The sequence below is a fragment of the Chamaesiphon sp. OTE_75_metabat_556 genome, from assembly GCF_031378165.1.
Classification (GTDB): Bacteria; Cyanobacteriota; Cyanobacteriia; order Cyanobacteriales; family Chamaesiphonaceae; genus Chamaesiphon.
In genome coordinates, this window is sequence record NZ_JANNDR010000091.1 from 1 (window position 1) to 2,126 (window position 2,126).

The 2,126-nt window shown below is 45.8% G+C and carries 2 protein-coding genes; one reads left to right on the plus strand and one right to left on the minus strand.

Annotated elements, in window-relative coordinates:
* Positions 1–105: 105 nt before the first annotated feature.
* Positions 106–1,101 carry a chlorophyll synthase ChlG gene (gene chlG / locus RMO27_RS04190; RefSeq protein ID WP_309729407.1) on the minus strand — a complete coding sequence of 332 codons (996 nt, stop codon included), beginning with the start codon at positions 1,099–1,101 and terminating at the stop codon, positions 106–108.
* 36 nt (positions 1,102–1,137) lie between these two features.
* Here chlG and panB point away from each other — a divergent pair, with 36 nt between their 5' ends.
* Positions 1,138–1,896, plus strand: coding sequence for a 3-methyl-2-oxobutanoate hydroxymethyltransferase (gene panB, locus RMO27_RS04195; RefSeq protein WP_309729410.1), 759 nt, complete (start codon positions 1,138–1,140; stop codon positions 1,894–1,896).
* Positions 1,897–2,126 lie beyond the last annotated feature (230 nt).

Consider the following 2,126-nt stretch of genomic DNA (forward strand, 5'->3'; position numbering starts at 1 on the left):
GTGGGGTTGGGCGGGTTTGTTCGTTAGTTATAGTTGTGATGTTAAATCTCTAGCATAAACCCGCCCCTACAAATCTATCTACAGCTCGACACATTAGCCAATCTATCAACCAATCGTGGCATGTCCGAAGGCTAACCCCGCGACTAGCATACCTAATACTAGAAAAGGTTGGGCACTAGCTTGATATTTAACATCATTTTCCAGCGGATTGCGTAAGAAATACATATCTTGAAACGTAATCTGAGGGATTATCAGTAATAATAAAATTGCTGCATACAGATTTTGATGAATGGTTATCAGGTAAACACCAATACCAGCTTGAAAGATATCAATCATCAACACGCAAATCCACGCAGACTTATCAATCCCAAACATGACTGGGAGCGACTTCAAGCCAAACTGTTTGTCACCTTCCACGCTTTTAAAATCATTAACGATCGCGATTCCTAATCCTGCTAAACTATAAAATAGAGTCATGATAACGATCGTCCAATTAAGCGTGCCAAATAAGGCATGTCCAGCCCACCAAGGTAAAGCAATATAACTCGCACCCAGCGCGTAAGTCCCCAACCAACCATTTTGCTTTAATTTCAATGGTGGAGCTGAATAAATATAAGCTACAAATGCACCACCGATCGCCAAAAAAGTCAGTACGGGAACTTCATGATTTACCGCTCGATCGAGAATATAAGCAACCCCAATGCCCCCAAATAACAATACAAAAATTTGGACTACTACCTGAGATCCCGAAATTGCCCCCGAAGGAATCGGCCGATAAGGCTCATTTACCGCATCGATCTCGCGATCGTACCACTCATTCACCACCTGAGTATAACCAGTTAATAATGGCCCAGACATCAACATACACAACGCCGCTTTGAGGACATTCTCGATCGTCCACGTATACTCACCCGAAGAAGCCGCACCGCAGACAACCCCCCACATCAGCGGAATCCAAGTAATCGGCTTCATTAACTGCAACCGAATCTTCCAAATCGAAGCCGCTTCTGTCGAAGCACCCTTCATCCCCAATATCTGTCGCGTCTTCGCACTTTTATCCTCTGGCTTATCCTCGATCGGTTCAACTGGTAGTTCGCTCATAGTAAGATTAATTATAGGGGTGCTACTTATAAGTTTATGCCTAACGTTCGTCAGTTAGTACAATTCAAAACCAGTGGAAAAAAGATTGTCGCGTTGACGGCGTGGGATTTTGCGATCGCTCAAATCCTTGATGCGGCTGGAGTAGACTTGATTCTCGTGGGTGATTCGCTCGCGATGGTTGCATTGGGCTATGAAAATACGCTCCCTCTAACTCTAGATGAGATTATTCATCACGCCAAAGCGGTGAAACGCGGAGTCAAAAGTGCGCTAATCGTGGTTGATTTGCCATTCCTGAGCTATCAAACCAGTACTGAGGTTGCAATTCAATCAGCCGGACGCATCCTCAAGGAGACAGGCGCACAGGCGGTAAAGCTCGAAGGCGGCTATCCGAAAATGGTCGAAACGATCGCCCGCATGGTTGAAGTCGGCATTCCGGTGATGGGACATATCGGCTTAACGCCCCAATCAGTGCATCAACTGGGCTATCGCCAACAAGGAAAAACAGAGGACGATCAAGATCGGCTGATTTCTGCCGCTATCGCCCTCGAACGTGCGGGGGTGTTTTCGATCGTCCTCGAACACATTCCCGCCGATTTAGCCAAATTAATATCTGAAAAACTCTCGATTCCGACGATCGGCATCGGTGCCGGAGTAGACTGTGACGGGCAGATATTAGTCACTGCCGACTTACTCGGTATGACAATCCGCCAACCGCCATTTGCCAAAGTCTATGTCGATCTACGCGCAATAATCACTCAAGCAGTCCAAGCTTACAGTGCTGATGTAAATAGTTAGGATCTGTAGGGGTGGGTTCATGCAATCCAATGTCGATTTTACTGTTCGATCTCAAACAAAACCCACCCTTCTCCGCCAGCATCTAAAAAGATCTCAAATGGGTTCATGCAATCCAATGTCGATTTTACTGTTCGATCTCGAACAAAACCCACCCTTCTCCGCCAGCATCTAAAAAGATCTCAAATGGGTTCATGCTAAAAATCCCTGCAACATTCTCTAAATATCAGTGC

What these genes read in the sequence shown, in the direction of transcription:
- chlG (WP_309729407.1), bottom strand. Translation starts at nt 1,101, where the DNA reads ATGAGCGAACTACCAGTTGAACCGATCGAGGATAAGCCAGAGGATAAA.
- panB (WP_309729410.1), top strand. Translation starts at nt 1,138, where the DNA reads ATGCCTAACGTTCGTCAGTTAGTACAATTCAAAACCAGTGGAAAAAAG.